We start from the raw sequence: 22,726 nt of genomic DNA, 5'->3' as shown, positions 1-22,726 counted from the left end.
CCCAGCCCATGGCCGATTCCTCCGTCACCGTTTCACCCGCCGCCGTGCCCGTCGGCGGGGGGCCGAACGCCGCGGTACGGGGCCCGGAACCGGCTCTGCCCGGGCCCCGTACCGAAACCCGGCTGTCCCGCCCGGCCCCGCAACCGCGCCGTCGCTCGGCGGCCGCACTCGCGGCCGTACCACTGCTTGTCTTCACTGCGCTGTGCTTCGGCATCCCTGCGCTGGCCATGCTGAACGGCGCGTTCACCGCGCAGGACCCGACGACAGGCGCCTCGCACTACACCACCGCCAACCTCAGCGCCTCGCTGCACGGCGCGTACCTGACCGCGCTGGCCGGCAGCGTCAAACTTTCCGCCGTCTCCGCAGGTGCAGGCGCGGTGCTCGGGCTGCTGCTCGCGCAGGCCGTGGTCACAGCCCGGTTCCGGGCGCTGCGCGAGGCGGTGCTCACCGCTTCCGGGGTGCTGGCCAACTTCGGCGGGGTGCCGCTCGCCTTCGCCTTCGTCGCCACCCTGGGCAACGCCGGCGTGATCACACAGCACCTGCACCTGACCGAACACGGCTGGAGCCTGTACAGCTTCTGGGGCCTGGTGATCACATACCTGTACTTCCTGATCCCGCTGATGGTGCTCACCGTCGTGCCCGCGCTCGACGGCCTGCGCGTCCAGTGGCGGGAGGCAGCGCAGAACAACGGCGCCACTGCCTGGCAGTACTGGCGGTACGTCGCGCTGCCCGTGCTGGCCCCGTCGCTGCTCGGCGGCCTGGTGCTGCTCTTCGGCACCGCCTTCGCCGCATACGCGACCGCCGCAGCCATGGTCGGCAGCTCGGTGCCCCTGGTCACCCTGCAGATCGCCGACGCCCTCTCCGGCAACGTGCTGGTCGGCCAGGCCAATACGGCGCTCGCGCTCAGCCTGGACATGGTCCTGGTGGCCGGCCTGGTAATGGCGGTGTACCGACCCCTGCAGCGACGGAGCGCCCGATGGCTCGACTGACCCGCCTGCGCGTCTGGCGGGGCCTGGTCCTCGCCGGCGCGGCGCTGTACTTCCTGGGGCCGCTGGCCGCCTCCGTGGTCTTCACCGTGGACGTCCCCGGCCAGGGCCTCACCCTGGGCGCGTACACCCGCATCGTCGGCGCCGACGGCTTCGGCGACGGCCTGCTGCTCTCCCTCGAACTGGCCGCTGCCACCATCGCCCTGGTGCTGCTCCTGGTGGTGCCCGCACTGCTCGCGGTACGGCTGGGAGTGCCCCGGCTGCGCCCGGTGGTCGAGGTGGTGTGCTCACTGCCGCTGGTGGTGCCCGCGGTCGCACTGACAGCCGGGATCAGCACCGTCCTCAAGTGGGCGCCCGACCACCTGGCACGCACCCCGTTCTTCGCGACCGTCGTTGCCATCCAGAACCCGGCCTTCCCCGTGGTGCTGGTGCTCGCGTACACGGTGATGGCGCTGCCGTTCGTGCACCGGGCGCTCGATGCCGGGCTGAGCACGGTCGACGTACGCACCCTGGTGGAGGCTGCCCGGAACTGCGGCGCCGGATGGCCGCAGGCAGTGCTGCAGGTGGTGCTGCCCAACCTGCGGGCGCCGCTGTTGGCCGCGTCCTTCCTCACGTTCGCCCTGGTGCTCGGCGAGTTCACCGTCGCGCAGCTGCTCGGCTTCCAGCCATTCGCGGTGTGGATCGCCGGGATCGCAGGCGCCGACGCCCAGCTGTCGGTGGCCGTGTCGGTGCTCAGCCTGCTGCTCACCTGGCTGCTCCTGCTGCTGCTCGCGCCGGCCGGAGAGCGCCGCCGCACCGCTCGTACTCCCCGGAAGGGGGTCGTCTCCGCATGACCGATCCGCATACGACCGACCTCGGCTCGACCGACCGGACCCCGACAGAGGCCCGGGAGACCGGCGCCGCCCTCGAGTTCGTCGAGCTGCGCCGGTCCTTCGGCACCACCATGGCTCTCGACGGGCTGAGCCTCTCGGTAGGGCCTGGTGAACTGCTCGCCCTGCTGGGCCCGTCCGGCTGCGGCAAAACCACCGCGCTGCGGATGCTCGCGGGCTTCGAGCAGCCCGAATCCGGCCAGGTGCTGGTGGACGGCCGTGACGTCACCCGGGTGCCGGCGCACCGCCGCGACGCAGGCATGGTCTTCCAGTCGTACAGTCTCTTCCCGCACCTCAATGCCCGCGACAACGTCGCCTTCGGGCTGCGGATCCGCAAGGCGGGCGCGGCCGAGCGGCGGGCCCGCGCTGCGGAGCTGCTGGAGCTGGTCGGCCTGCCTGACCATGGCAACCGCTACCCGCACCAATTGTCGGGCGGCCAGCAGCAGCGCGTCGCGCTGGCCCGTGCGCTGGCGCTGAGGCCGCGGGTGCTGCTCCTGGACGAGCCGCTGTCGGCACTGGACGCCAAGGTACGGCTGACGCTGCGCGAGGAGATCCGCCGGCTCCAGCAGGACCTCGGCATCACCACCCTCTTCGTCACTCATGACCAGGAGGAGGCATTGTCGATGGCCGATCGGGTGGCGGTGATGCGCGGCGGGCGGCTGGAGCAGTGCGCCCCACCCGTGGAGCTGTACGCGCACCCGGCGACCGCGTTCGTCGCCGAGTTCGTCGGCACCATGAACCGGCTGCCCGGCCGCGCGGCCGGCGAGGGCGAGGTCGAGGTGCTGGGCCGCCGGCTTCCGGTGGCGGGCGGGGCGGCGGCGGGCGCCGAGCTGGACGTGCTGGTGCGGCCCGAGGCCGTTGCCGTGCGGTCCGACGCCGACGGCGGGGCGAGGGTGGTGGCGGCGACCTTCCTGGGCGCGATGACCCGGCTGACCGTACGGCTCGCCGACGGCACCGAGATCAAGGCCGACCTGTCCACACCCGACGCAGCCGCGCTCGGCGCGGGTGCGTCGGTCTCCGTGGCCCTCCCCGACCGGCCGGTGCTGGTGGATTCCCGCCGCACCTCGCAGAACATTCACTGACGCTACGTCACTTTTGATCGGAAGAGCAGACCTTGCCTCCACACACCGCCGAGTCGGTCCGGCTGCAGGCCGTCCTCTTCGACATGGACGGCACCCTGGTGGACACCGAGTGGGTCTGGTGGGACGCAGTAGAGTCGGTCGCCTGCGGCCTCGGACACGCCCTCGGGGAGGCCGACACACCTCACGTACTCGGCCGATCCGTGGAGCACACCGCGGGCCACCTGCACCGCGCCACCAGCGGGCGGGCACCCGCGGCGCACCTCGCCGACGAGCTCCTGAGGGAGTTCGCGGACCGGGTCGCGGCGCAGGTGGTGCCGCGACCCGGCGCCTTGGAGCTGCTGGACGCGCTGCGCGAGGCGGGCATCGCCACCGCGCTGGTGTCCGCGTCCCCGCGCGCCGTGGTGGACACCGTGCTGACGACCATCGGGCGACACCGGTTCGGCGTCACGGTCGCCGTCGAGGACACCCCGCGCACCAAGCCCGCCCCCGACCCCTACCTCGCCGCCGCCGCGGCGCTGGGGGTGCCGCCGCGCGCCTGTGTCGCTGTCGAGGACACCGCGGTCGGCGCCGCCTCCGCGGAGGCGGCCGGTTGCCCGATCCTGGTGGTGCCGTCGCTGATTCCCGTACCGGCAGGGCCCGGGCGGCGTATCATCGCCGGCCTCGACCACGCCGACCTGGCGCTGCTGCAGGACCTGGCGGCCCGGGCCGACGGACCGCCACCCCGGACCGCCTGACACATCACCCCACGACTGACCCGGGTCCTGGCCGCCGACGGCGGCCAGGACGCGATCCTTATTGCTGCGCACCGACCGCCGGGAATCGACTCGGCGCCGCGTCGCGAAGGGATCTGCGCTCCCCTGCGGGCCTGCTCCCAGCGTCGCCTCACCTCCCCTCGGCCATCGCCCGCGGGTGGCGCCGACGCCGGTGCGGACCGCTGTCTCCGGGCTCGGCGAACTGCGGGCCGCCCGCGCAGCGTCCGCCGCCGCACTCTTCCGGGTGCCGGTCGGGCTGCCTCCTGCCGAGACGGGCTGCGGGCCGCGGAAGCAAACAGCCGACTGCGGCCCCGGCGGTGTGCCGGGGCCGCAGTCGGCTCGGATTCGGTGCGACGGGAGCGTCAGCCGCGAGCGGTGAAGGCGTAGAGGTTGCCGTCCCAGGCGCCGATCAGCAGCGTGTTACCGGTGACGGTCGGGGTCGACAGGATGGGAGCGCCGAGGTCCAGGTCCTGGAGCTTGGCGCCGGTGGTCTTGTCCAGGCCGTACAGGTGGCCGTCGGTGCCGCCGATCCACAGCGTATTGCCGCTGATGGCCGGCGAGCCGACGAAGGCCCTGCCGCTCTGGAAGTCCCAGAGCTTGGTGCCGGTGGTGGCGTCGAAGGCGCTTACGCGGCCGTTGGTGAAGCTGGCGTAGACGGTGTGGCCGTCGACCGCAGCAGAGGCACCGGGCTGGCCGACGTCATCCCTGGAGACTCCGGTGCTCCGGTAGTGCCACAGCTCCTTGCCGGTGGCCGCGTCGCGGGCCAGGAGGGTGTCGTTGCCGGCGTCTCCGATGAAGTCGGTGGTGAACACCCGTCCGTCGGCCACCACGGGAGTGGAGTGGTGGACGCCCCCGACGCCTCCGGCGGAGACGAGCCGCTTACCGGTGCCGGCGTCGTAGATACGCAGGCCACCGTGGTTGTCGTGGATGTAGACCTTGCCGTCGACCACGGTGGGGGTGTTGTTGTTCCACCAGCCGCTGTCCACCGGGGAGTTCCACAACTGCTCACCGGTGGCAGTGTCCAGGGCGACGAGGTGGCTGCCTGTGGTGGTGTAGCCGAAGTAGTAGACGGTGGAGCCGGAGACGGTCGCGCCGCCGTAGGCGTAGCCGTCGTAGCGGCCGGTCTCCGAGGATCCGGGGAGGGCGTGGCTCCACTTCTTCGCGCCGGTCGCCGCGTCCAGCGCGGTCAGGGTGCCACGCATCTCGGTGACGTAGACGGTCCCGTCCGGGATCGACAAGGACGATGAGTCGCGACGTGCGCAGGCCGGTGCCGACGAAGTCGTCCTCGCGCACGCTGTTGCGCTCGTGCCACGTGGGGCAGCGCTGCCTGTCGGGACCTCACGCGTCCTCGCATGAATTCCCCGGAACCGTTCGATGAAGATCGCCCTCTCTGGGACTTGAAACTTGTCCAGTCAAGCTAGCCTCCTTGCCCATGAGATTCCTACGCAGAGCAGCAGGGCTTGGCCTTGCGCTGCTCTCTTCCATCCTGGGCTTCTGTGTGCAGCCCGCCGAGGCGCATGTGTCGCCGCAGCACGGCGAAATCGTCATCTCCACCAAGAACGACGTCACCAGCGGGCGGCTGATCGTCCACCATGACGTGGTGTCACCGCAGAACGCGGGCGCCTGGGCCTCGCGCCTGCTGAGCACGTCGAGCTGCCCCGCCACCGGCTCCGGCGTCGCCGGAGATTCCGGCGGCGTCCCTGGCGGCGTCGTGGTCGAGCTTGCGTGGAACTGCCACGTCGACAAGCTCGACCTGAGCGCGATGCTGCAGCAGGGCGGGCTGACCCAGGTCGTCGCCGAGTTCGACGGCACCACGTCCAACGCCAACGCTCAGACCCCCGTCGTCGACGCATCGGGCGCCCACGCGCTCCCCACCTTCCCGTGGGCAGTGGTGGCGCTCGGCATCGTGCTGGCCGCCGCGCTGCTGCTCGTGGTGTGGCAGATCCGCACCGGGCGGCTCCAGCTCGCCCAGCTGGCCGCCAAGGTCGGCGCCAACCGCAAGCGGGTCAAGCTGGCCACCGTCGGCGCGGTGGCGCTGTCCTGCCTGGTTCCCCAGGTGGCCGCGGCGGCGCCGCTCCTCGAGGAGGCAGCGGCGACCGCCAACACGGTCACCGTCACGGGCACGGTCTTCGAGGACACCGACGGCAACGGCAAGCGCGACGCCGGCGAGGCTCCGATACCCGGCGCCGACGTCACCGACGGCTCCGTCTGGACGACGACCGGCCCCGACGGCTCGTACAGCCTGGAGATGGACCCGACCCGCCGGGAGACCGACCTCATCAACATCATCTCCCCGAACGGCTACACCCCCGCACTGCGCGAGGACTACATCCCGCAGTTCTTCCACAAGGTCCCGGAGGAGGGCGGCTCCGGCATCGACTTCGCCCTCGTCAAGGACAAGAACGCCGCCAACCCCACCGAAAAGTGGGTGATGAACTCCGACATCGAGGTCAGCAACACCACGGACGGCGCCGCCGAGAGCGCGTCGAAGTGGTGGCCCAAGCAGGTCGAGGCGATGGCCGAGGTCGACGGCGCCACCATGACGATCACGACCGGTGACAACACCGTGACCGACTACGCGGCGGAGCCGCGGCGTCAGCGCGGCTACGACATCCTGCGCAAGGGCCTGACCGAGGGCAAGCTCGGCATGCCCTTCTACCCCGTGGTCGGCAACCACGACGTCGGCGGCACCGCCACCTCCAAGGGCTATGGCGGCAGCCTGGAGTACTACCGCCGCAACCTCGGCCCGGAGTGGTACAGCTTCGACCGCAACGGCCGTCACATCGTCGTCCTTGAGGACAACTACGACTCCAGCGGCCTGAAGCCGCAGCTGGACTGGCTGCGCGAGGACCTCAAGCGCCACGCGGCCGGCAAGCAGGTGTTCGTCTTCGCACACCGCTCGCTGTTCACCCAGTGGGGTCCGGGCGCCGGTATGCAGCCGACCGTCGACGAGCTGTCGAAGTACGACGTGCGGCTCTTCGCCGCCGGTCACAACCAGCAGGCCGAGTACCGCCGTGGTGCCTTCAACCGCTCGGTTGAGATCAACAACCAGGGCGAGTACGGCATCGACGGTGCCCGCGCGGACTTCAAGATCCTCGACTTCAAGGGCATCTACGATGACCCGAGCACGAAGCGCAACGAGGACACCGGCTATGTGATGGGCACCCACCGCCAGTTCGACGTCCGCAACGCGGTCGGGCTGGTCAGCCCCGCCCAGGGCAGTGTGCACGGCGACAGCGCCGGAACCCCGATCGAGCTGTACACCGAGGACGCCGGTCGCACCCCGGCCACGGCCTCGCTGACCATCCGTGACTTGCGCGGCCACATCGCCTGGCACAAGGAGCGGATGAAGTTCGGCACCAAGGTCCGCAAGACCGGTATCGAGAACTGCTACACGGCCCCCGGCGGCACCCCGGAGCCCTGCCCGGCCGCCCGGACCTCCTGGACCCGGATCAGCAGCAGCCTCCCCGGCATGCGGCCTGACACCTACACGGCCGAGATGACCGCGGTCGACACTCGTGGCAAGGCGTGGCCCACCGTCACCAACACCTTCACGGTGGTGCCCGAAGGTAAGATCGCCGAGCCGAAGGCCGGCCAGGACTGGCTGCGTCAGGGTCGCGACGAGGCGGGTCGCGCCGCCAGCGCCGACGACCCGGGCACCGAGCTCGACCTGCAGTGGGCGGCCAACACCGGCGAGCAGTTCAACCTCAACGGGTCGGTCGTGGCGGACGGCAAGGTGATCGTCTCCTCCCGGGCGTTCGACTCGCCCCACCACATGATGCTGGCCTACGACATCAAGTCCGGCCGCGAGATCTGGCGCACCTACCTGGACGGTGACGCCGAGTCGGTGCCGACCTACCACGACGGCAAGGTCTACCTGACCACCGCTGTCGGCCGGATCTACGCTCTGGACGCCGAGGACGGCCACGTCGTTTGGCAGAAGATCGAGGACGAGAAGCAGTACGGCGACACCGTCCGCCGGTACGGCCGGGCCGGTGGTCCGGTTACCGTCTTCGACCTGAACGCCGAGCAGCGCACCGTCGCTGTCTACCAGAACTGGAGCAAGGTCGAGTGCCGTGACGCCAAGACCGGCGACCTGCTGGGCGGCTTCAACGGCGCGACGAGCTGGGGCCAGTTCCACAGCACGGCGGTCCGCCAGCCCGGCTCCGACATCGCCTACCTGCACACCGGTTCCAGCAACACGGTGGTCGCCATGGACCTCGGTAGCTGCCGCCAGCTGTGGGCGAAGGACACCAACGGCGACATCGCCAGCCACTCCTCCCCGGCCCTGACCGACCCGGCCAACGGGGACCCGCAGCTGGTGACGATGACGAACAGCGGCGTCCGCGGGCACGACCTCAGCACCGGTGCGGTGCTGTGGCAGTCCCCGCTGGGCGGCGGCAGCGGCTGCGGCGAGAGCGGCCCCGCCCCGCTGACCAGCCCCGCGATCTGGGGCACCACCGCCTACATCGCCGGCCGCGACGGCGTCATCCGCGCCTACGACACCAGCGCGGCCGACCCGTCCAAGCCGATCTGGGAGACCAAGGTCGGCTACCGGCCCGGCAGGACCCCCGTGGGGTGCAGCGGGGACCTCAACTCGCCCGCGATGCACGCCTTGGTCACCAAGGACCTGGTGTACGCGGGCACCCGTGACGGCCGCCTGGTCGTCCTGGACCGCGCCACCGGCAAGCTGCTGTCCGAGTACAACCTCGGCGCCGCCGTGACCTCGGCGCTCTCCGTCAGCGGTGACTACGTCTTCGCCCTCACCGACGACGGCACGCTCCACGCACTGGCCGCCCGCCACCTGCGCGAGCACTGATCAACCGTCCGCGAGTTGCCTCCCTCGCCAGGGGAGGCAACTCGCGGCGCTCCACTCCCGACGGGACCACCACTGTGCATATCCTCCGCACCCTCCGCACCCACGCCGCCCGTCTCTTCCTGATCGGCCTGGCCGCCGCACTGGCGCTGCTCGGCGCCGCAGGCGCCGCCGAGGCGCACCCCTTCGGCACACCGCCGGTCGCCCAGGTCAGGGCCGAAGGCCGCACCGTCGACATCACCTGGTCGGCCCAGCAGAACGACCTGGGCGTCCTGCACCAGGCAGCCAAGGGAGACGAGGCGACCTACCTCGGCTCGCACATCACCGTGCAGCAGGACGGGCGCGAGTGCCGGCTCGGGGCGGTGGACACGGCGCGGCTCGCGAGCAAGGGCGCCCTGGTCCACTACACCTGCCCCGAACCCGTGGACAGGGTCGCCCTGACCATCACCGCACTGACCGACGTCAACCCGGCCTATCGCACGATCTCCGTGACAAAGAAGGGCGGCGGCGGCCTGCACACAGCAAGCGACCCCACCCTTACCCTCGCCCTCGGCGGAGCCGACAGCTCCGCCGCCACCGCATCCACGGCGCCGACGTCGGTGTGGACCACAGACCTTGCGGCACTGCTGGACCACGGCGTCGTACTGCCACTGGCCCTTCTCGTCTCGGCAGCCGTGGGCGCCTTCCACGCCTGCGCCCCCGGCCACGGGAAGTCGCTCGCGGCCGGTTACCTCGTAGGCGGCCAGGGCAAGGCGCGGGACGCGGTGTGGCTCGGCGCCATCGTGGCCCTCATGCACACCGCATCGGTCGCCGTACTCGCCGTGGCCTTCTGGCTCGCCGCCCAGCACGCACCGGACGTCGCCGCGGTCACGAACTGGCTGCAGCTGATCGCGGCCCTGGTCGTGGTCGCCGTGGGCATCGGCCTGCTCCGACGCCACCTGACCAACCGCAAGCACGGTCACAGCCATGGTCACCACCACGGGCATGACCACGAACACGGGCATGGCCACGATCACCACCACGGCCACAGTCACAGTCACGACGTCCCGACGTCCAAGTCTCTGCTCACCTGGCGCGGCATCCTGCTGCTCGGCACGTCCGGCGGCCTGCTCCCCTCCCCGTCGGCGTTCCTCGTCCTCCTCAGCGGGCTGCTGACCGGCCGGGTCGGCGCGGCGTTCGCGATGGTGGCGGCCTTCGGTGCCGGCATGGCGCTGACCCTGACCGGCGTCGGCCTTGTGGTACTGCGCGGTCGCGACGCGTTCCTCGCCCGAGCCTCGACCTCGCCCGTGCTGCACACCTGGAGCACCCGCATCCCGGTCGTCGCCGCCTGGGCCGTCGTCATCGGCGGCACCGTGGCGTCAGCCGTCGCCGCCGGCCGCGTCCTCGCATCGTGATCCAGGACAAGGGTCGCGACGCCCGCCGACCTGCCCGCCATTACCTCCTGCCCGGCCCCGCAACGGGCTCCCGGCCTCCGGAGCCGGGTATGAGTGACCGTGGTGCGAGGCCGGGGCCGCTCTCCCAGACGGATCTCGATCGCGGCCCGTGGCTCAGAGCCGAGCCTCCGTGTGTGCATGCCGCCGGCGCACAACCTGCACACCCTGATGAGCGCATGGCAGGGCAGGGCGGACTGAGTCAGTCAAAGAGGGCAACTAGCCAGTAGTGCCCCGGGCGGGGATCAGAGGGCGAACTTGAAGCCTTCGTGGCTGCGGGCGAAGCCCAGCGACTCGTAGAACCGGTGCGCGTCCGTGCGCCGCTTGCTGCTGGTCAGCTGCACCAGCCCGCACCCCCGCAGCCGGGCCCGGTCGACGGCCTGCTTCATCAGCTCCCGACCCAGCCCGCCGCCCCGCCGGTCCGCCCTGATCCGTACCGCCTCGATCAGCGCCCGCTCCTCGCCGTGCCTGCCGAGCCCCGGTATGTACGTCACCTGCAGGCAGCCCAGCACGGTGTCGCCGTCCACCAGCACCAGCATCTCGTTGCGCGGGTCGCTCTCGATGGCGGCGAAGGCCTTCTCGTACGCCTCGTCGACCACGACCGAGGCCGGGTCGACGACCCGCTCCTCGTCGGCGAGGAGCGCGAGGACGGCGGGCAGGTCGGGGCGGGTGGCGACGCGCAGGATCATGCCCCGGAGTCTGGCACGGGCGCCGGAGAGGTCAGCAGCCGGATATTGGTGCTGCCGCGTGACCGAGCGGCACGGTGTGCGCGACCCCGGACATGCTGCTCAACAGGCGCAGCAGGAACGGCGTGGGCTCGCGGAGACGACGACGGTCGGCCCGGGGTACTCGACGGCGTGGTGCGTCTCCCTGCCGCCGCCGGAAGGCGGGTCCCGCCGAACGTCGGCGCCAGGGTGAACCGGGGCCCGTGAAGCCGACGGGTTGACCTCAAGCGGACTTGACGTATCAGGGTGGCCGTCAGCGGTGCGCCGCAGGGGTGCGCCGGTGAGGAGAATCGCCGTGAGCGAGAGCGTACAGTTCGTGTCCCGTCCCGACATCGCCCGCAACGACGTGGGCCTCGTCGAGGCCAGCATCTGGGACGTCGGCACCCCCGGGCGGCAGCGGGAGACCGTCGACGCCATCCGCAGGGCGTGGGGCAGCCGGGACTGGCCGCATCCGGGGCTGCTCGCGTACACCGTGCACGTGGGGGACGACGGGAGGACGCTGTTCCACTACGCGCAGTGGAGCGGCGAAGACGCCTGGCAGGAGTTCGTCCGCAGCGGCCGGGACGCGCGCAACGCCGACATCGACGCAGCCGTGCCCGCGATCCGGCGGCTCGGGCCGCACACGTACGAGCTCTACCGCTCCGGGGTGCGGAAGGAGGGCGACCGTCGCGAGCCGGGGTGCATCGTGATCGTCGACGTCGAGTTCGACGGGCCGGACGCAGCGCGTCAACGGGACTGGGTGGACGGTGTTTTCGAGGCGCTCGGCACGGACCCGGCGCCGGCCCCCGGCGGTATCTCCGGGTACTTCCACGTGAGCGTCGACGGGGCCCGCGTACTCAACTACGCGGAATGGGTCAGTGCGCAGGCGCACATCGACGCGCTCGGCGCTCCCGGGGACGGCGTCGGGTCGAGGACGCCGCAGTGGGAGCGGGTGCAGTCCTATCCGGGGGTATCAGGCGGCGGCGTGCTCCGCTACGCACCCGCGCTCAGCCTGCGGGCCGGCGGGTAGCGGGCCAGGCGGATATTGCCCCGGCTCGCCGCCGTCCTTCTTGTCCTCGGGGGCGATGGAACGCCACTGGTACGCCGGGTGGCCCGCCGGCGTTTGACGGGACGGCGCCGAGCGGTCCGGGGCGGTGACCGGCACGGGTACCGGGGAGAGCTCCATGCGCGTCAATCTCTTTGTTGTGTAAGGGAGTTGTCAGGGATCCCCGGGCGGCCGTTCGCCGTCTGTTGCATGAACCAGGCGGCATCGGGCGAAAGCGTCTACGCTTGGGCGGCGTGAGTCCGACCGGCACATGAGGGTGGGAGAAGGTGCGTGCCCGAGCCCCTGATGCCGCCCCCCATTGCAGGCCGGACTGAAACCCGTCGCCCGAGGAGAACCACCTGATGTCCGCAGAGCGTCCCACCCTGCCGCCCGTACGGCTGCACACCGAGGCGGAGCTGGCACGGGACGCGCTCGTCGCGCCGCTGCTCGCCCGCGCAGTCCGGCTCGCCCGCTGGGCGGGACCGGAGACCCGGGTCGGCGCCGGCGGCGAGCTCGTCGAAGCACAGCTCTCCGCGGCGGCTGAGCACCTCGGGCTGGCGGCGGACGAGGACGGCGCGGCGGAGGCCAGTGAGGCGTGGCGGCTCGCGGTCGACACCGGACTCCTCGACGTCCACGACCCGGAGGGCGAAGCGGAGGAGGAGGACGACGCGCAGGGGACCGTGTCCGCGGGTGAGAACCTGGGGCTGCTGACCGGCGGCTCCCCGCAGGACGCCCTTGCGATCTGGCTCGACGGCCTGGAGGCCGTGCACGCCGATGCCACCGCGCCCGTCTTCGACGACTTCACCGACCTCGTCGGCGAGGACGGCTCGATCGACTTCGACGCCCTGGACTGGGACCCGGAGGCGGAAGCCGAATTCCTCGACGGCGTGCTCGGCAACCTGTACCTGTTCACGGTCGGCGACGGCAGCGGCAGCGAGGCAGCCGTCCCGCTGCCCGCGCTCGCGGCGTCGATGATCGTGCCCGACGACATGGTCGAGCCCACCGACGACATCCTGGAGCAGGTGTCGGAGGCGATGATGCGCCTCGACGACCAGTTCCGGCTCCTCGAACCGATCGGGCTCGTCGCCTACCGGCCGGTGGACGAGGCGCTGCTCGTCGAGGAGGGCGACCGGGCGCAGCCGCCCGCCGACGACGAGGACGTCAGCCGGTACGGCATGGTGAAGCTGACCCCCCTCGGCCTGTACGGCATCCGGGCCCGGATGCTGGAGGCCGGTGTCGACGCCCCCGCGATCGGCGATCTCGCCGACAAGGGTGCCGACGCACTCCTCGGCGGCGTCGCGTACTACCCGGAGGCGGCGGCCCGCAGCGAGGTCGAACAGTGGCTCGCCCGCCGCGGGGCGGACGGCGCCGCGGTCGAACTGCTGGACGCGGCACGCGGCGCGGACCAGCAGGCCCCGCTCCGCCGGCTGCACTGTCAGCAGGCGCTCGCCCTGGTCGGCGCGGAGGCGGAGCCCGCGGTCCGCGCCGTGCTCGACGACCCGGAGCTGGGTGGCCTCGCCCGGGTCTGGCTCGCGGAGCGCGGTGCGGCGGACGTGCCCCCGCCGCCGGAGTCGATGATCTTCTGGCTCGCCATCGACACGATTGCCGCGCAGCTGGAGGCGGACGGCGATCTGGGCGAGCTCCAGGGCCTGGTCGAAGGGCTGTCCGGCCAGCACAGCGGCTTCTTCGACGAGGCGTGGCGGGTGGAGCACCCGGCAACGGCGGACGTCCTGGAGGCGATGGGGCGGCTGCACAGCGACAAGAGGAAGGCGAAGGACGCCCGCAAGGCGGCGTTCAAGGCGCGGTCGCGGTCGGGCGGCTGAGCGGGGCGCGGCGGCCGGGCGGGTGGCGGCGGCCGGGGCGGGCAGCCGAGGGAGTGACCGCGGTATGAAATCTGTGAAGATCCACAGGAATCGTGCCGTTGGAAGTCGCCCTCGGTTCAACTCCCGTTGGCGCAGAGGCGGGAGCGTGAGTCCGCAACCAACCTGCCCCAGCTGCTCCAGGAGTTCGCGATGCCCTTCACACGCAGTGAATTCACCAAGCAGTCCGCCCTCACCGGCGCCGGCATCGCCCTGACGGGTACCGTCGCCGCCCTGGCCACCGCCAGGAAAGCCCCGTCCAGCACGACGGTCAGGTCTGGTTCTACGACCCGAAGCGCCGCACGCTGACGCTGAAGGTGCTCCTCGGGGTGAACGCCGACCCGTCGAAGGACGGCGCGTTCGACGGCCTCGACAACATCACCGTCTCGCCGTACGGCGGTCTGGTCATCGCCGAGGACGGCGAGGGCATCCAGCACCTCTTCGGGGCGACCGAGAGCGGCCGTACCTACCCGATCGCGCGCAACGAGCTGAACGTGGGCACGGCGGAGAATCCGGAGTACAGCGAGTTCACCGGAGTCACCTTCTCGCCGGACGGGAAGACGCTGTTCGCCAACATCCAGACGCCCGGCATCATGCTCGCCATCACGGGCCCGTGGAAGCGCCAGCCGCGGCAGGAGCGATAACTCGTACGGGTGAGCTGATCCGATTCCCGAAGCGACACGAGGCGGTGGACTTATCGTTCACCCTGCGCCACCCCAAAGCCGGGCGAGCCTATCCGCCGCGCGATCAGGGGAACGGCATAATTGTCCCCACCACGCCGGTTCGGTGGATCGACAACGGCAAACACCCCGTATTCGCCGTGCTGTTTGCTTCCGGGCGTGTAGTCGAAGCGACGGCCAACCATCGATGGGCTGTGCGGAACCGAGAAGGCTCGCGGCGTCCAGTGTGGTGCGCAATCGAGGATTTGCGGCCTGGGTCTGCCGTACCAGCGCCACTCGCCGCTGACTTCCTCGGGACTCTCGGGGACGAATGGGACGGTTGGTTCGTCGGCTCGACACTTGGCGATGGCAGCATGACCGGCCGTACTCCGACGTGGGTCGGCCATGACGATGGGAACCTTCAGCAACTTCGTGACTACGCAACCAAGCACGGCTGCCAGGTCAATGTGGACGATCGCGGTACCTGGCTGCGGGTTCGCCCCACCGAGGACGAGCAGGCGTCGTTCAGGTACGACGGGGATGCCACCGAGGCCGTCCCGGCGAGTGTGCCCGTCTACACCTGGAATCTGGCCGGGTACCGAGTCGGTCACGCCCCGTCGGGACGTGCGAACCGCCACACCTTCGGGGGTCTTTCGGACGCGGCATTCCGCATGGTGCCCCTGCTGGAAGCGGGTAGGGACGCCGACCGGCCCTGGAATCGCTGATTACGAATCCGGCATCAGTGCGCCTCCAGGAGCGGTCGGGCATGGCGTCGGGCGTCCCCAGGGCGCATACTCAAGGTAATGAAACAGTCAGCCGGATCCCGGCGTTACCTGCCTTCCAGTCCCTTCAACCGCCCGGCCCAGGCGGCCCCACCGGTCGAATTGTTCGATGTGGGCGACAGGGTGTCGCATGACCAGTTCGGACTCGGTCGAGTCCTCGCTGTCGAGGGCGACAACGACGCAGTGCTCATCGACTTCTCGGGGCGACAGGGGAGGATCCTGAGCCCGTACTCCAAGCTGACCAAGCTCTGAGAGGGGCGGCGAGCACGCGCAGTGTCCGCGTCCCCGTCACGCTCTCCGGCTTCAGGGGCACCTGCACCCGCAGGTGCCCCTGAAGCCGTGTCGGAGACTTTTCGCAGCTCTACAGCGCCTGCGCGGCGGGCTTGACCATGCCTCGGACGGTGCGCGACTTAACGAAGTCGCCCATCGCCGTCATTTCCCACTCGCCGGAGAACTGCCTGATCAGCTTCGCCATCATCACGCCGGTCTGCGGCTCGGCGCCGGTCAGGTCGAAGCGGACCAGTTCCTCACCGGTCGTCGCGTCGATCAGCCGGCAGTACGCCTTGGCGACCTCGGTGAACTTCTGGCCGCTGAACGAATTGACCGTGAAGACCAGCCCCGTCGCCTCCGGGGGGATCCGGCCGAGGTCCACGACGATCACCTCGTCGTCGCCCGCGCCCTCGCCCGTGAGGTTGTCGCCGGAGTGCTTGATCGCGCCGTTCAGGATGGAGAGCTTGCCGAAGTAGCAGCTGTCCAGGTGGTTCCGGTTGGGTCCGTAGGCGATCACCGAGGCGTCGAGGTCGATGTCCTTGCCGCGGAACGCGGGCTCCCAGCCGAGCCCCATCTTGACCTGTGAGAGCAGCGGGCGGCCGCCCTTGACCAGGGACACCGTCTGGTTCTTCTGGAGGCTGACCCGGCCCTTGTCCAGGTTGATCTTGCCGGAGCCGGCGGGCGCCGGCGCCGCAGCGGGCGGGGCGGCCGGGACCGGGGGAGCGGCGATCCGCGGGTCCACGGGGGCGGCGGCGGGCACCGGGGGTGCGACCGGGGCGGGCGCGGCGGCCGGCTCCTCCTCGACCGAGACGCCGAAGTCCGTGGCGATGCCGGAAAGCCCGTTGGCATAGCCCTGGCCGACCGCGCGGGCCTTCCAGGCGCCGTTGCGGAGGTAGACCTCGATGACCACGAGCGCCGTCTCGGCGCCCAGCCGGGGCGGGGTGAAGGTGGCGAGGACGCTGCCGTCGTCCGCGTTGCGCACGGTGGCGGTGGGCTCGATGCCCTGGAAGGTCTGGCCCGCCGCGTCCGGGCTGGCCGTGACGACGATCTTCTCGATGCCGGGCGGCACCGCGGTGGTGTCCACCACGATCGCGTCCGGCGCCGCGCCGCCGCCGGAGCGGTAGGTCACGCCCGGGCCCGTGGGCTGGTTGTAGAAGATGAAGTCGTCGTCGGAACGCACCTTGCCGTCGACGGTGAGCAGCAGGCCCGAGACGTCGAGCCGCACCGGGGCGGCGACGTCCACCGCCACACGGGCGGCGGAGAGAGGAATGTTCGAGCCAGGTGTCATAGCGGTCATGCACGGGGTAACGAACGACCCGGCTTTGCCGTTCCCTTACCTTCGGCCGGGCTGGTTACGGGGGTGGCTGCGGGCCGTCCGCCCGTTGCCGTGCTTGTACGCGCCGGTCCAGAGGGCCATCACCAGCTGGGCGTCCCCGGACGCCACCTCGGCCAGGAACTTCTCCGCCCGGTCGCCGCGCAGGGTGCCCGCGGGGCGGCGGTGGTGGGTGAGGGTGACGCTCGCGTCGGCGTGCTGCTCGTACAGGAATCCGGATGGTTGCGGCATAGATCTGCGTCCTGTCCGGTGCACGGGTGCGGCGTCGCGCGAATATCCTGCCGCGCGTGGGCGAGCGCACCGCGTTCCGCGGACCGCGGCCGCGCAGAACGGACAAGGGGCCGGCCTCCTCCTGTTCTTCAGGGAGCCCGGTCCGTGCCCCGCGGGCGCGGCCGGACCCCTTCGTTCCGCCGGCCGGCCGGGTCAGTACGGCCAGATCGGCGGGTTGGTGACGAAGTGTCCGCCGAGGTGGGCGTGGTCCGGGTTGTCCGGGTCGAGTTCGCCCTGTTCGGCGATGAGCTTCTCCGCGTACTGCTCCGAGTCGTCCTGAGGTTCGTATCCCAGCGACCGGGCCGTCGTCAGGTCCCACCACAGACGGGTGTTGTCGGAGGAGCCGTAGACGACGGTGTGGCCGACATCCTCGGCGGTGAGCGCCGCGTGGAAGAGCCGGGCGCCGTCGCCGGGGCTCATCCAGACCGACAGCATCCGTACCGACGTCGGCTCCATGAAGCATGAGCCGATGCGTACGGACACGGTCTCCATGGCGTGCTTGTCCCAGTAGAGCTGGGCGAGGTCCTCGCCGAAGGACTTGGAGAGGCCGTAGAAGGTGTCGGGGCGGCGCGGTGTGTCGATCGGGATCAGTGGGTCGCCGGGGCGTGGGCGCGGGTGGTAGCCGATGGCGTGGTTGGAGGAGGCGAACACGATGCGCCGGACGCCTTCTTCGCGCGCCGCCTCGTAGAGGTTGTATGTCCCCTCGATGTTGGCCCGCAGAGTCTTGTCGAAGGAGGATTCCAGCGAGATGCCCGCGAGGTGGATGATCGCGTCGACGCCCCGTACGGCCTCCCGCAGCGCTTCCTGGTCGCCGAGGTCGGCCGTGATCGCGTCCGGCGCGCCCTCGATCGGGGCGACATCGAGGAGGCGGAGCCCGTAGCCGTACGCGGGCAGCAGTCCGCGCATCAGGGTGCCGAGGCCGCCGGCGGCGCCGGTGAGCAGGACGGTGCGGGGAGCGGGCATGCGCGGATCTCCTCGGTGCATACGTGCGGCACATCAAAAGCATGGGCATTATTCACATGTGTGGACACGCTAGGAAGTGCGGTCGCGCCGAGCCAAGTGTGGCGCACCTCCCGTGCGGCGGAGGCTATCGGTGCAACTCCGGTTCTGCGGCGCGTGTTCCCGTCTTGACCTGCGCCGCGTGGCTGCCTTAGCGTGGTGCCGTTCATGAATATGGACATCGATCAGAAGTGTGTACGTCTGAACCTGCTCAGGGAGCGCCCGTGACCTCAGCCCCCCTTGCCGCCCGACTCACCCATGCCGCCGGGCCGCTCTTCTTCCCCGTCACCGCCTACGGACCGGATGGCGCCGTGGACCTCGACGCCTTCCGGGTGCATGTGCGCAGCGGGATCGACGCGGGTGCGGCTGCCGTCTTCGCCTGCTGCGGCACGGGCGAGTTCCATGCGCTGACGCCGGAGGAGTTCCGGCTCGTCGTCGCCGCGGCGGTCGAGGAGGCCGCCGGGGAGCTGCCCGTCGTCGCCGGCGCCGGATACGGCACGGCCCTCGCGATCCAGTACGCGAAGCTCGCCGAGGAGGCGGGCGCGGACGGACTCCTCGCCATGCCCCCGTATCTGGTCTTCGCCGACCAGGAGGGGCTGCTCGGTCACTACGCGGCGCTGGCCGCAGCCACCGGTCTGGAGACGATCGTCTACCAGCGCGACAACGCCGTCTTCACCCCGGAGACCGTCGTCGCCCTGGCCCGGACGCCCGGCATCGTCGGCCTCAAGGACGGCTACGGCGACCTCGACCTGATGCAGCGCATCGTCAGCGCCGTCCGTACCGAACTGCCCGGCGAGGACTTCCTGTACTTCAACGGGCTGCCCACCGCCGAGCTCACCGGCCTCGCCTACCGCGGCATCGGCGTCACGCTCTACTCCTCCGCCGTCTTCGCCTTCGCGCCCGACATCGCCCTCGCCTTCTACCGGGCGCTGGAATCCGGCGACGACGAGCTGGCCGACGCGCTGCTCGACCACTTCTACCGGCCGCTCGTCGAGCTGCGCGCCAAGGGCCGCGGCTATGCCGTCTCGCTGGTCAAGGCAGCCGTCCGGCTGGAGGGCCTGGCGGTCGGCGACGTCCGCAGCCCGCTCACCGAGCCGCCCGCCGCCCATGTCGAGGAGCTGGCCGCGATCATCGAGCGCGGCCGCGCCCTGCTGGAGAAGCACGGGCAGGAAGAGACTGCGCCCGAGGAGCACGGGTGAGGGCCTCCACCTTCCTCTCCCCCTGGGACGTCGTCGGGGACCCGGACGCTGCCGCCCGCGTCGCGGACCTCGGCGTCCAGCAGGTGACGCTCGCCGCGGCCTACCACTCCACCCGGGCACTGACCCCGCGTCATCCCGGCCGCCGGATCGTCACCGCCGAGCACGCCGCGGTGCTGTACCCGCCGGACCCCGGGCGATGGGAGGGGCGCGAGCTGCGCCCCTACGCGCAGTTCTGGGTGGCCTCGGACGACGCGTACGCCGAGGCCGCGCAGGCGCTGACGGAGGCCGGTCTGGAGGTGCACAGCTGAGTGGTTCTCGCACACAACTCCCGGCTGGGCGCGGAACATCCGGACATTCCGGTGGTCAACGCGTACGGTGACCGCTACCTCTGGGCGCCCTGCATCGCGCAACCCGCGGTCCGCGCGTACCTCGTGGACCTGGCCGCGCACGCGGCCTCGCTCGGCGCGAACCAACTCCGCCTGTGTCACGCCGGGTTGGCCTCCGGTCCGGACATCGAGACCGTCGCCGAGGCGCTTTCACGCCTCGGTCGATGACGGAAGTGGACCGGTGGGGGTGCCCGTCAGCCGTCCCCGAGCTCTCAACTCCGTTCGAGCAGGGGAGACCCCACTCGCCGGTCCGTGACCAGCAGGACCGCCGTCAGCAGGCCCGCCGCACCGATGAGTGGCAGCAGCACCCGGATGTCCAGCACCGCGACCAGCCCCGCGCCGAGCGCCAGCGCCACCGCGTTCGGCACCATCATCAGTGAGTTGGCGGTCGCGCTCGTACGGCCCAGCACGGCGTCCGGCGTCTCCCGCTGCACCGCCGTCATCGCGGCGATCAGCACACACGGCAGCCCCGCCCCGATCGCGGCGCTCGCGACCAGCGCCACCGCGTCGTACGGCAGCGCCCGCACCCCCACCGCCAGCGCGAACAGGGCGATCCCGGCCGCGGTGAACACCCGCTCGGGCAGGCGCCGCAGCAGCGGACCGGCCAGCAGCCCGATCGCGATCGACCCGCCGCCCTGCACCGCGTACAGCACACCCGCGTACGTGGGGGAGTGCCCGAGCCCGTCGTCGACGACGGCGTAGAGCGCGGCTCCGTTGAGCCCGGCGCACAGCATCGTCACCGCTCCCGCCAGAACCAGCGGCCGCAGCACCGGTGACCCCCACACCTGCCGGATCCCCGCCGCCAGTTCGCCCCGCCGGTCCGTGCGGGCGGGACGGGCCGGCTCCCGCACCCGCAGCAGTGCGTAGACCCCGGCGGCCAGGGCGAACGACGCCGCGTCGAGAAGCGCCACCGCGCCGCCGCCGAACCGCGCGTACAGCCCGGCGCCGGTCAGTGGTGCGAGGAGCTTCATGCCCTCGTTGGCGATCATGCGGAACCCGTTGAAGTCACCGAGCAGCTGGGGATCGACGGTGTGCGCGACGAGCGCCGACTCGGCCGAGTCCATCAGCACACCACTCACCCCGTACAGCACGAGCACCGCGAAGAGGATCCAGATCCGCCCCGCCGAATCGATCGCGAGCAGCGAGGTGAGCAGCCCTGCCATGGCGAGATTCGCCCAGATCAGCAGAGGTTTGCGCGGCACCCGGTCGGCGACCGCGCCGAGTGCGGGACCGGTCAGCACGGGAAGCCACATCGCGAACACGGCGAGCGCCGCCAGCCTGTCCGACCCGGTGAGGGACTTGACCCAGATCCCGCCGGTGAGCCACATCGCGGACGTCCCGAAGCCGGAGACCACCACCGCCGTCAGATACAGCCCGGCGTTGCGATCCCGCAGCACCTTTCCTGCCGCCGACCCTGTCATCGCGCTCCCCGTACCTCATTGACCTGCGGTTCCGTCAGGAACTCAGGCTGGCGACTAAGGACGGGCCATGGCATCGGGCAGATGCCCTACACCGAGGTCGCCGAACGGCGATCCCCGACGCGAGGACCGCCACCGACGGCGAGCTGTACACCTGGTTGCTGGGGCACGGACTCAGCCCGTACGCCGACCAGGGCAAAGGAGCCGAGGGCAGCGGACCGTACTACCGGCAGGCCGCCGCCCTGATCTCCAAGCTGAAGCCCGCGGACCGGGCCGCGGCGGAGGCGACCGTGAAGCGGTGGGCGGGCCAGTGACGGCCCGCCCACCGCGGCCGGTCGGGTGACCCCGATCAGTCGTAGGTGATGTCCGAGGCGGTGTAGCGGCTGTACGCGTCGGGGCCGCTGCCCGTCTCGGTCGGCTCGGCACCCGTGTTGTTGCCCGTGCAGCGGACGCTTCGCGATCGACCCGATCGAGCAGCTGCTCGGCGTGAAGTGGCCGCGGCGGCGGGGCGGTCCGGGCCGGTCAGGTCCCGAACGCGCGCAACGCGGCGCGCGCCGCCCCGCACAGCTCGTCGTCCTCCGGCACCGATTCCCAGCCGCCGTGCCGGACCGGGCGCTCATCGTCGGCCAGAACGGCACGCAGGGCCGGGGCCGCCGCGGCGGCGGGCGGGCCGATCTCGGCGAGGCGCTGGACGGCGGTGATCGTCGCCCGGTAGGCGTACCTGCCCTGCTGCAGCGGGCTCAGCAGCCCGAGAAGAGCGGGTACCGCCTCACTGCTCTCACCGGTGATCCGCCACAGGGCGTAGCCGCACCTCAGCGGAAGCCAGCCCTCCTTGTGCTCGGGAAGGAGGGCCCGTATCCGGTCTGCGTACGGCGCCGCGGACGGGCCCAGTTCGCCGAGGAAGAACACCACTTCCTCGCGGCCCCACTGCGCGTCGAACTTCGGCAGCAGCACATCGAGCGCGGGTTGCGGATCGCCGGTCAGCCGCCAGTACGCCACCCGCAGCCGCGGTACGGCGAAATCCTCCGCCGACGCGTCGATCAACGCCCGCAGACGAGGGCGCGGGACGGCGTCGGCCGCCGCCGGGCCGATCGTGGCGAGGGCGTCGAGCGCCCAGACCGCCGCGTCGGTGTCCAGCAGCGGCAGCAGCTCGGGTACGGCGGGCGCGGCGGCCGGACCCCAGGCCGTCAACACCTGGCACAGGGCCCGCCGTTCGTCCTTGAGCGTCGCCGCCGCGAGCCGCCGCCGCAGCGGATCCAGCAGCTCGTCGGCGCAGCCGGCCAGCGGCGCGAGGGTGTCCAGCAGCGCCAGACGGTACATCCACCAGCCGTCGGCGTGCGACTGATGCAGGGCGAAGCCGAGCCGGCCCCCGGACAGCCGGTCCGCCACGGGACCCAGGCAGCGCTGGTCGCCGAGCCGGGCGAGCGCCCAGACCGCGGTGTCCTGCGCGTCCGCGTACACCTCGTCGCCCGTGCACAGGGATGCCAGACCGTCGGCCCACGGCCGGGCGGCCTCGCCGCACATACCGAGTACCCGCGCGGCGAACTGCCGGTTCTCCGGTTCGGTGTCGGTGAGTAGTCCCGCGACGGCGGGCAGCAGCACGGGCACGGTCGAGCGCCAGGTGCTGATCACCTCGGCGGCGGTCCGCAGCGCCCCTGTGCGGTGCTCCGTCTCCGGGTGGCCGAGGAGCCGAAGGGACAGTTCCGTACGAGCTTCGCGGTCCGGGCCGAATGCCTCGGCCGTCCACGGCACCAGCCCGGTCGCGCTCCTGAACCGTTCCTGGGCAGTGAGTAGGAGTGAGTCCTGGCTCACCGGCACGCCCCGAACGGTCTTGGGCGCACTGGTCCTCCGCTTTCGCGTCCCGGTC

The 22,726-nt window shown here is 71.4% G+C and carries 18 protein-coding genes and 4 pseudogenes; 15 read left to right on the top strand and 7 right to left on the bottom strand.

Annotation, left to right across the window (positions count from 1 at the left end; genetic code table 11):
* The first annotated feature begins 8 nt into the window (after positions 1-8).
* The 4 genes from AB0I23_RS28050 to AB0I23_RS28035 all read left to right on the top strand — a co-directional run bounded on the left by AB0I23_RS28050 (position 9) and on the right by AB0I23_RS28035 (position 3,671).
* The gene (locus tag AB0I23_RS28050) at positions 9-989 is read left to right on the top strand and encodes an ABC transporter permease (protein ID WP_359113335.1); all 981 of its coding nucleotides are present in this window, start codon (positions 9-11) and stop codon (positions 987-989) included.
* Positions 986-1,819 (top strand): ABC transporter permease, encoded by an 834-nt coding sequence (locus AB0I23_RS28045; RefSeq protein ID WP_359113433.1) that lies wholly within the window; start codon positions 986-988, stop codon positions 1,817-1,819. Before AB0I23_RS28050 ends, AB0I23_RS28045 begins: the two co-directional genes overlap by 4 nt.
* A gap of 110 nt (positions 1,820-1,929) precedes the next feature.
* Positions 1,930-2,937 carry an ABC transporter ATP-binding protein gene (locus tag AB0I23_RS28040; RefSeq protein ID WP_359113431.1) on the top strand — a complete coding sequence of 336 codons (1,008 nt, stop codon included), beginning with the start codon at positions 1,930-1,932 and terminating at the stop codon, positions 2,935-2,937.
* Between the two features lie 32 nt (positions 2,938-2,969).
* Entirely contained in the window at positions 2,970-3,671 is a 702-nt protein-coding gene (locus AB0I23_RS28035; RefSeq protein WP_359113333.1) for an HAD family hydrolase, read from the top strand.
* A 380-nt stretch (positions 3,672-4,051) separates the two neighbouring features.
* Here AB0I23_RS28035 and AB0I23_RS28030 read toward each other — a convergent pair whose 3' ends face one another.
* Complete coding sequence (locus AB0I23_RS28030) at positions 4,052-4,927, bottom strand: outer membrane protein assembly factor BamB family protein (RefSeq protein ID WP_359113331.1); 876 nt, start codon at positions 4,925-4,927, stop codon at positions 4,052-4,054.
* 194 nt (positions 4,928-5,121) lie between these two features.
* On the opposite strand from AB0I23_RS28030, the gene AB0I23_RS28025 reads away from it, so the two are divergent.
* Positions 5,122-8,508 (top strand): outer membrane protein assembly factor BamB family protein, encoded by a 3,387-nt coding sequence (locus AB0I23_RS28025; RefSeq protein ID WP_359113329.1) that lies wholly within the window; start codon positions 5,122-5,124, stop codon positions 8,506-8,508.
* 74 nt (positions 8,509-8,582) lie between these two features.
* Positions 8,583-9,899 carry a hypothetical protein gene (locus AB0I23_RS28020; RefSeq protein WP_359113327.1) on the top strand — a complete coding sequence of 439 codons (1,317 nt, stop codon included), beginning with the start codon at positions 8,583-8,585 and terminating at the stop codon, positions 9,897-9,899.
* Positions 9,900-10,180: 281 nt separating this feature from the next.
* Here AB0I23_RS28020 and AB0I23_RS28015 read toward each other — a convergent pair whose 3' ends face one another.
* Positions 10,181-10,624, bottom strand: coding sequence for a GNAT family N-acetyltransferase (locus AB0I23_RS28015; protein WP_359113325.1), 444 nt, complete (start codon positions 10,622-10,624; stop codon positions 10,181-10,183).
* A gap of 331 nt (positions 10,625-10,955) precedes the next feature.
* On the opposite strand from AB0I23_RS28015, the gene AB0I23_RS28010 reads away from it, so the two are divergent.
* From AB0I23_RS28010 to AB0I23_RS27985, 6 genes and pseudogenes are all read left to right on the top strand, one after another.
* Positions 10,956-11,669 (top strand): antibiotic biosynthesis monooxygenase, encoded by a 714-nt coding sequence (locus AB0I23_RS28010; protein ID WP_359113324.1) that lies wholly within the window; start codon positions 10,956-10,958, stop codon positions 11,667-11,669.
* A 377-nt stretch (positions 11,670-12,046) separates the two neighbouring features.
* Complete coding sequence (locus AB0I23_RS28005; RefSeq protein WP_359113322.1) at positions 12,047-13,507, top strand: hypothetical protein; 1,461 nt, start codon at positions 12,047-12,049, stop codon at positions 13,505-13,507.
* A gap of 189 nt (positions 13,508-13,696) precedes the next feature.
* The gene (locus tag AB0I23_RS28000) at positions 13,697-13,852 is read left to right on the top strand and encodes a hypothetical protein (RefSeq protein WP_359113321.1); all 156 of its coding nucleotides are present in this window, start codon (positions 13,697-13,699) and stop codon (positions 13,850-13,852) included.
* Positions 13,786-14,187, top strand: a pseudogene (locus tag AB0I23_RS27995) (alkaline phosphatase PhoX); the annotation flags it as partial. The gene AB0I23_RS28000 and the pseudogene AB0I23_RS27995, both read left to right, overlap by 67 nt.
* 506 nt (positions 14,188-14,693) lie before the next feature.
* A pseudogene (locus AB0I23_RS27990) lies at positions 14,694-14,927 on the top strand (TROVE domain-containing protein); the annotation flags it as partial.
* Positions 14,928-15,005: 78 nt separating this feature from the next.
* On the top strand, positions 15,006-15,236 hold the full coding sequence (locus AB0I23_RS27985; protein WP_037691698.1) for a hypothetical protein: 231 nt from the start codon (positions 15,006-15,008) through the stop codon (positions 15,234-15,236).
* Positions 15,237-15,345: 109 nt separating this feature from the next.
* On the opposite strand, the gene AB0I23_RS27980 is transcribed toward AB0I23_RS27985, so the two are convergent.
* The 3 genes from AB0I23_RS27980 to AB0I23_RS27970 form a co-directional block, all read right to left on the bottom strand.
* Complete coding sequence (locus tag AB0I23_RS27980; protein ID WP_359113319.1) at positions 15,346-16,551, bottom strand: TerD family protein; 1,206 nt, start codon at positions 16,549-16,551, stop codon at positions 15,346-15,348.
* Positions 16,552-16,587: 36 nt separating this feature from the next.
* A complete protein-coding gene (locus tag AB0I23_RS27975; protein WP_359113317.1) occupies positions 16,588-16,818 on the bottom strand; it encodes a hypothetical protein in 231 nt (76 codons plus the stop codon).
* A 192-nt stretch (positions 16,819-17,010) separates the two neighbouring features.
* Complete coding sequence (locus tag AB0I23_RS27970) at positions 17,011-17,820, bottom strand: NAD-dependent epimerase/dehydratase family protein (protein ID WP_359113315.1); 810 nt, start codon at positions 17,818-17,820, stop codon at positions 17,011-17,013.
* A 260-nt stretch (positions 17,821-18,080) separates the two neighbouring features.
* Here AB0I23_RS27970 and AB0I23_RS27965 point away from each other — a divergent pair, with 260 nt between their 5' ends.
* Both AB0I23_RS27965 and AB0I23_RS27960 read left to right on the top strand, forming a co-directional pair.
* A complete protein-coding gene (locus AB0I23_RS27965; RefSeq protein ID WP_359113313.1) occupies positions 18,081-19,055 on the top strand; it encodes a 5-dehydro-4-deoxyglucarate dehydratase in 975 nt (324 codons plus the stop codon).
* Positions 19,052-19,510 (top strand): annotated as a pseudogene (locus AB0I23_RS27960) (hypothetical protein); the annotation flags it as partial. The gene AB0I23_RS27965 and the pseudogene AB0I23_RS27960, both read left to right, overlap by 4 nt.
* 143 nt (positions 19,511-19,653) lie before the next feature.
* On the opposite strand, the gene AB0I23_RS27955 reads toward AB0I23_RS27960, so the two are convergent.
* The gene (locus AB0I23_RS27955) at positions 19,654-20,862 is read right to left on the bottom strand and encodes an MFS transporter (protein ID WP_359113312.1); all 1,209 of its coding nucleotides are present in this window, start codon (positions 20,860-20,862) and stop codon (positions 19,654-19,656) included.
* 155 nt (positions 20,863-21,017) lie between these two features.
* Between AB0I23_RS27955 and AB0I23_RS27950 the strand changes: the two genes are divergently transcribed.
* Positions 21,018-21,173, top strand: a complete 156-nt coding sequence (locus AB0I23_RS27950) for a hypothetical protein (protein WP_359113310.1) — start codon at positions 21,018-21,020, stop codon at positions 21,171-21,173.
* 208 nt (positions 21,174-21,381) lie between these two features.
* Here AB0I23_RS27950 and AB0I23_RS27940 read toward each other — a convergent pair.
* Positions 21,382-22,726 (bottom strand): annotated as a pseudogene (locus tag AB0I23_RS27940) (hypothetical protein); the annotation flags it as partial.

It is taken from the genome of Streptomyces atratus (genome assembly GCF_040655115.1).
GTDB classification, from domain to species: Bacteria; Actinomycetota; Actinomycetes; order Streptomycetales; family Streptomycetaceae; genus Streptomyces; species Streptomyces atratus_D.
This window is presented reverse-complemented; position numbering and strand designations above follow the sequence as displayed.

Excerpts from the sequence above, each read along its gene's own strand:
- AB0I23_RS28050 (WP_359113335.1), top strand. The coding sequence starts at position 9 with ATGGCCGATTCCTCCGTCACCGTTTCACCCGCCGCCGTGCCCGTCGGC.
- AB0I23_RS28040 (WP_359113431.1), top strand. The coding sequence starts at position 1,930 with ATGGCTCTCGACGGGCTGAGCCTCTCGGTAGGGCCTGGTGAACTGCTC.
- AB0I23_RS28025 (WP_359113329.1), top strand. The coding sequence starts at position 5,122 with ATGAGATTCCTACGCAGAGCAGCAGGGCTTGGCCTTGCGCTGCTCTCT.
- AB0I23_RS28015 (WP_359113325.1), bottom strand. The coding sequence starts at position 10,624 with ATGATCCTGCGCGTCGCCACCCGCCCCGACCTGCCCGCCGTCCTCGCG.
- AB0I23_RS28005 (WP_359113322.1), top strand. The coding sequence starts at position 12,047 with ATGTCCGCAGAGCGTCCCACCCTGCCGCCCGTACGGCTGCACACCGAG.
- AB0I23_RS28000 (WP_359113321.1), top strand. The coding sequence starts at position 13,697 with ATGCCCTTCACACGCAGTGAATTCACCAAGCAGTCCGCCCTCACCGGC.
- AB0I23_RS27985 (WP_037691698.1), top strand. The coding sequence starts at position 15,006 with ATGAAACAGTCAGCCGGATCCCGGCGTTACCTGCCTTCCAGTCCCTTC.
- AB0I23_RS27980 (WP_359113319.1), bottom strand. The coding sequence starts at position 16,551 with ATGACCGCTATGACACCTGGCTCGAACATTCCTCTCTCCGCCGCCCGT.
- AB0I23_RS27975 (WP_359113317.1), bottom strand. The coding sequence starts at position 16,818 with ATGCCGCAACCATCCGGATTCCTGTACGAGCAGCACGCCGACGCGAGC.
- AB0I23_RS27970 (WP_359113315.1), bottom strand. The coding sequence starts at position 17,820 with ATGCCCGCTCCCCGCACCGTCCTGCTCACCGGCGCCGCCGGCGGCCTC.
- AB0I23_RS27955 (WP_359113312.1), bottom strand. The coding sequence starts at position 20,862 with ATGACAGGGTCGGCGGCAGGAAAGGTGCTGCGGGATCGCAACGCCGGG.